This window comes from Pseudomonas sp., from assembly GCF_030696055.1.
Classification (GTDB): domain Bacteria; phylum Pseudomonadota; class Gammaproteobacteria; order Pseudomonadales; family Pseudomonadaceae; genus Aquipseudomonas.
In genome coordinates this window covers 1-5,399 of sequence record NZ_JAUYNP010000085.1, presented here as the reverse complement: position 1 = coordinate 5,399, position 5,399 = coordinate 1, and the positions used below count along the sequence as shown (strand labels likewise).

The 5,399-nt window shown below is 62.5% G+C and carries 5 protein-coding genes; 2 read left to right on the top strand and 3 right to left on the bottom strand.

Going from position 1 to position 5,399, the window contains the following annotated elements:
- The coding region (locus Q8Q83_RS04995) for a malate synthase G (protein WP_305621667.1) at positions 1-1,585 on the bottom strand (1,585 nt) is incomplete at its 3' end.
- 299 nt (positions 1,586-1,884) lie between these two features.
- Between Q8Q83_RS04995 and Q8Q83_RS04990 the strand changes: the two genes are divergently transcribed.
- On the top strand, positions 1,885-2,331 hold the full coding sequence (locus tag Q8Q83_RS04990) for a GNAT family N-acetyltransferase (protein WP_305621665.1): 447 nt from the start codon (positions 1,885-1,887) through the stop codon (positions 2,329-2,331).
- Between the two features lie 24 nt (positions 2,332-2,355).
- Positions 2,356-2,874: a glycine cleavage system protein R gene (locus tag Q8Q83_RS04985; protein WP_305621663.1), complete on the top strand. Its 519-nt coding sequence runs from the start codon at positions 2,356-2,358 to the stop codon at positions 2,872-2,874.
- Between the two features lie 289 nt (positions 2,875-3,163).
- Here Q8Q83_RS04985 and rarD read toward each other — a convergent pair whose 3' ends face one another.
- On the bottom strand, positions 3,164-4,057 hold the full coding sequence (gene rarD / locus Q8Q83_RS04980; protein WP_305621661.1) for an EamA family transporter RarD: 894 nt from the start codon (positions 4,055-4,057) through the stop codon (positions 3,164-3,166).
- Between the two features lie 266 nt (positions 4,058-4,323).
- The gene (locus Q8Q83_RS04975) at positions 4,324-5,298 is read right to left on the bottom strand and encodes a serine/threonine protein kinase (protein WP_305621659.1); all 975 of its coding nucleotides are present in this window, start codon (positions 5,296-5,298) and stop codon (positions 4,324-4,326) included.
- Between the last annotated feature and the right edge of the window lie 101 nt (positions 5,299-5,399).

Genomic DNA, 5,399 nt, shown 5'->3' with positions numbered 1-5,399 from the left:
TGATCTTCTGCTCGAGCATGGCGGCCATCAGGTCAGGCATGGCCCACATGCCTTTGCCGATCTGCGCGCGACCTTGCAGGCCGGTGGCCAGGCCGATATCGACGTTCCAGTTCTCGTAGGCGCCGATCCACTTCTCGGCTTTCATGGCCGCCTTGCGCACCACGGCGCCGGCTTCCATCGAGGTGTGGATTTCGTCACCGGTACGGTCGAGGAAGCCGGTGTTGATAAACACCACGCGCTCGCTGGCGGCCTTGATGCAGGCTTTCAAGTTGACCGTGGTGCGCCGCTCTTCGTCCATGATGCCGACTTTCAGCGTGTTACGCGGCAGGCCGAGAACGTCCTCGACGCGACCGAAGATTTCGCTGGTGAAGGCGACTTCTTCCGGGCCGTGCATCTTTGGCTTAACGATATACACGGAGCCGGTGCGGGTGTTCTTGCGGCTGGTGTTGCCGTTGAGGTTGTGCACCGCGATCAGGCTGGTGAACAGCGCGTCCTGGATGCCTTCCGGAATCTCAAAGCCTTGGGCATCGAGAATCGCCGGGTTGGTCATCAGGTGGCCGACGTTACGCACAAACAGCAGGGAGCGGCCATGCAGGCTCAGTTCGCCGCCGTTGGCTGCGCTGTAGACGCGGTCCGGGTTCATGGTGCGGGTGAAGGTTTCGCCGCCCTTGTTCACGCTTTCGGCCAGGTCGCCTTTCATCAGGCCCAGCCAGTTCTTGTAGACCACCACTTTGTCGTCGGCATCGACGGCGGCGACCGAGTCTTCGCAGTCCATGATGGTGGTCAGCGCGGCTTCCATCAGCACGTCTTTGACGCCGGCGGCGTCGGTGCTGCCGATCGGGCTGGCAGCGTCGATCTGGATTTCGAAGTGCAGGCCGTTGTGCTTGAGCAGTACGGCGGTCGGCGCCACGGCCTCGCCCTGGAAGCCGATCAGCTGAGCGTCATTGCGCAGGCCGCTGTTGTTGCCGTTTATCAGGCTGACCACCAGCTTGCCGGCTTCGATGCGGTAGGCGGTGGAGTCGACGTGGGAGCCGGCTTCCAGCGGAGCGGCTTCGTCGAGGAAGGCGCGGGCGAAGGCGATCACCTGGTCGCCACGGACCTTGTTGTAGCCGCGACCTTTCTCGGCGCCATTTTCTTCGCTGATCACGTCGGTGCCGTACAGGGCGTCGTACAGCGAGCCCCAGCGGGCGTTGGAGGCGTTCAGGGCGAAGCGCGCGTTCATCACCGGCACCACCAGCTGCGGGCCGGCCAGGCGGGCGATTTCTTCGTCGACGTTCTGCGTGGTGACCTGGAAGTCCGCCGGTTCCGGCAGCAGATAGCCGATTTCCTGGAGGAAGGCCTTATAGGCGGCCGCATCATGGGCCTGACCGGCGCGGGCCTGGTGCCAGCCGTCGATCTGCGCCTGGATCTGGTCGCGTTTGGCGAGCAGGGCACGGTTTTTCGGGGCCAGGTCGTTGATCACTGCTTCTGCACCCGCCCAGAACTTCTCGGCAGCGATGCCGGTACCGGGGATGGCTTCGTTGTTCACGAAGTCGAACAGCACTTTGGCGACCTGCAGGCCACCGACTTGAACGCGTTCAGTCATCACTTGCCTCACTCTGCTCAGCTCTACTCAATAGCCGCGTCGGACCTGGAAAATAAGTCATGTAGTCCGAGGCGCGGCATACTACATCAAGATTCGGGGAAAATCAGTGGGTGCGCGTCGCTCTGCGACCAAGAAGTGCTTTGCAGTCACTGCGTGTGGCTAATTGTCGCGGTGGAATTTGTGTATTGTTTCATAAAAGTTAAAAAAGTGTACACAATTTATTGCTCGAATATTTCTGCTTCGGTACCCCGTGAGGGCCTGTCTATACTGCCTTTCCCCTCATTTGGAGCTCCCCAACAATGCGCATACAGGCAGCCACTGCGGCCGATCTCGAGGAGCTGGCGCTGCTGTTCGCCGGCTACCTGTCCTTCTATCGGGTGGACAAGCCCCTGGCGGCGGTACAGGCCTTTCTCGCCGCCCGTTTGAGCCGCGGTGATTCGACCCTCTTTATCGCGCGCGACGAACGCGGCGAAGCCCAGGGTTTCGTCCAGCTCTATCCGCTGTTTGCCTCGCTGGCGCTCGAGCCGTCCTGGCTGTTGAGCGACCTCTATGTGACCGAAACCGTTCGTCGCCAAGGTTTCGGCGAGGCGCTGATGAATGCCGCCCGCGCCCATGCCGAAGCCAACGGCGCCTGCGGTTTGCAGTTGGAGACGGCGAAGAGCAATCTGCCTGGACAGGCCCTCTACGAACGCCTTGGCTATGTGCGCGATGAGGTGTTTTATACCTACTGGCTGGGTTTGCATTGAACGGCCACTAATGAGGAGTGGAATATGGATCATCTGGTACTTACGGTTATCGCCCAGGATCAGCCCGGCCTGGTCGAGCGCATCGCCCAGTGCATCAGCGAGCATGGCGGCAACTGGCTGGAAAGCCGCATGTCGCGCATGGCCGGGCAGTTCGCCGGGATACTGCGCGTGGATGTGCCGCTGGAAGCCCATGCCAAGCTGGTCAACGCCCTGGAAGAGTTGAGTAGCCAGGGCATTCGCGTGCTGCTGGCGGCCGGTGGCAGCGAGCCGGCGCCGACCTGGCAGTCGATCCGCCTGGAACTGGTGGGCAACGATCGCCCCGGCATAGTCCGCGATATCACCCGTCTGCTCAGCAGCCAGGGGGTCAACCTGGAAAGCCTGCAAACCGAAGTGGTGCCGGCGCCGATGAGCGGCGAGCTGCTGTTCCAGGCCCAGGCCCTGCTGGCGGTGCCGCAGAGCCTGAGTCTGGAGCAGTTGCAGAGCCACCTGGAAACCCTGGCGGACGACCTGATGGTGGAGCTCAAGCTGCACGCCGAGGAATAACACAGGCGTTATCCACGGACTCTGTGGATAAACCTGTGGGTACAGTGGGGAGCCCCGGAGCACCGCCTAGTGCGCCGGGGCTTTTTCTTAAGTGCTTAAAAAATTGCCTGGAGCAGTTTTTAACATCGCGTAGCGACGGCCCTTAAGGGTGGCCGCCATGGATGGCAGGCCATAAAAAATAAGCAGTTTCTGTTGGTTGTGCACAGAGGCCGGGGATGCTTCTGTGGATAAGCCGGGGCAACTGGCTGCAGGCCAGGCACGCCCAGGCTTGCAGCGCGCTGGTGGTTTTTTAAGCAGCCTGGCGTTTGCGCAAAGTCAGCCAGGCATCGAGGCTGTAGAGCGCCAAGCCGGCCCAGATGCAGATAAAGGCCAGCAACTTGCTCGGGTCGAAATGCTCGCCGAACAGGAAGATCGCCTGCAGCAACACCAGGGTCGGCGCCAGGTACTGCAGAAAGCCCAGGGTGGTGTAGGGCAGATGGCGCGCGGCGGCGTTGAAGCACACCAGCGGCACCAGGGTGATGGGCCCGGCGGCGATCAGCCAGAGCGCTTCGGGCGTGCTCCAGAATGCCGGCTGGGTGCTGCTGGCCGCTGGATTCATGATCAGCCAGCCGAGCGCCAGCGGCAGCAGCAGCCAGGTTTCCACCACCAGGCCGGGCAGGGCGGCCACCGGCGCCTGCTTGCGGATCAGTCCGTAGAAGCCGAAGGTCAGCGCCAGCACCAGGGATACCCAGGGAATGCTGCCGACCTGCCACAGCTGCTGCATCACCCCCAGGGCAGCCAGGGTGACCGCCAGCCACTGCAGGCGGCGCAGGCGTTCGCCGAGGATCAGCATGCCCAGCAGCACATTGACCAAGGGGTTGATGTAGTAGCCCAGGCTGGCCTCGAGCATGCGCTCGTTATTTACCGCCCAGACATACACCAGCCAGTTGCTGGCGATCAGCAGGCCGCTGCCGCCCAGCACGGCGAAGCGTTTGGGGTTGTCGCGCAGCTCGCGTAGCCAGCCGGGATGCTTCCAGACCATCAGCAGCAATGCGCCGAACAGCGCCGACCAGAGCGCCCGGTGGACGATGATTTCCAGCGCTGGCACGCTTTGAATGACCTTGAAGTAGAGCGGGAACAGGCCCCAGATGATGTAGGCGGTCAGGCCGAGAATATAGCCGCGGCGCGGGTTGGGGGTGGCCATGCAGAGTCCTTGCTTAGGCTGCTAACTAAGGCCTTGGATTCTAGTGGCCGGCTGTCCTTGTTGTCTGTGCATTCAGGTTTTTTCTGCGGGAGGAAACGCTGTTGGCTGTAACAAAGGCGTTACGGCTGAATGGGCAACTGTAGTGGTCACCCTGTAGGAGCCAGCTTGCTGGCGATCAGCGGATTAAAAGCATCGCCAGCAAGCTGGCTCCTACAAGATCGAGGAAAACCGCTTGCCTGGAAACATAGGCTCTATGGAGCGGCTCCTTAAAACAGCTTGAGCGGCTCTTCATCCAGGGCCGCCAGTTGCTCGCGCAGTATCAGTATCTGCTCGCCCCAATAACGTTCGCTGCCGAACCAGGGAAAGCTGATGGGGAACGCCGGGTCGTCCCAGCGCCGCGCCAGCCAGGCGCTGTAGTGCATCAGGCGTAGGCTGCGCAGGCCTTCGATCAACGGCAGGTCGCGCGGGTTGAAGTCGTGGAACTCCTGGTAGCCGTCCATCAGTTCGGACAGCTGGCCGAGGCGCTCATGGCGTTCGCCGGCCAGCATCATCCACAGGTCCTGCACCGCCGGGCCCATGCGGCAGTCGTCCAGGTCGACCATATGAAAGGTGTCGTCGCGGCACAGCAGGTTGCCGGGGTGGCAGTCGCCGTGCAGCCGAATCGCCTGCACCGGGTTGCTGGCGAATAGCGCATCCAGGCGTTTGAGTAGGTCGCGGGCTACAGACTCGTAGGCCGGCAGCAGGCTGCGCGGAATAAAGTTGCCGTCCAGTAGGGTGGCCAGGGACTCGTGGCCGAAGTTCTGTACCTGCAGGGCTTCGCGGTGGGCGAAGGGTTTCAGCGAGCCGACCCCGTGCAGGCGGCCGAGCAACTGGCCGAGGCGATACAGCTGGTCCAGATTGCCTGGCTCCGGCGCGCGGCCGCCGCGGCGGGGGAACAGGGCGAAGCGGAAACCGGCGTGTTCGAACAGGGTCTCGCCATCGCGAATCAGCGGCGCCACCACCGGCACCTCGCACTCGGCCAGCTCGAAGCTGAAGCTGTGCTCTTCGCGAATCGCCGCATCGCTCCAGCGCTGCGGCCGGTAGAACTTGGCGATCAGTGGCGTCTCGTCCTCGATGCCCACCTGATACACGCGGTTCTCGTAGCTGTTCAGCGCCAGCACACGGGCGTCGCTGAGGTAGCCGATGCTCTCCACGGCATCCAGCACCAGATCGGGCGTGAGTGCGGCAAATGGATGGGACATGGGCGACTCCAGCGGGTGGGTCGCAAAGTGTAACCCTTAACCGCTGCTGACAGCTCAGTCGCCAGGTTTCGGCGTGCGCGCCAGGCAATACACATCGACCC

What these genes read in the sequence shown, in the direction of transcription:
- Q8Q83_RS04990 (WP_305621665.1), top strand. Translation starts at nt 1,885, where the DNA reads ATGCGCATACAGGCAGCCACTGCGGCCGATCTCGAGGAGCTGGCGCTG.
- Q8Q83_RS04985 (WP_305621663.1), top strand. Translation starts at nt 2,356, where the DNA reads ATGGATCATCTGGTACTTACGGTTATCGCCCAGGATCAGCCCGGCCTG.
- rarD (WP_305621661.1), bottom strand. Translation starts at nt 4,057, where the DNA reads ATGGCCACCCCCAACCCGCGCCGCGGCTATATTCTCGGCCTGACCGCC.
- Q8Q83_RS04975 (WP_305621659.1), bottom strand. Translation starts at nt 5,298, where the DNA reads ATGTCCCATCCATTTGCCGCACTCACGCCCGATCTGGTGCTGGATGCC.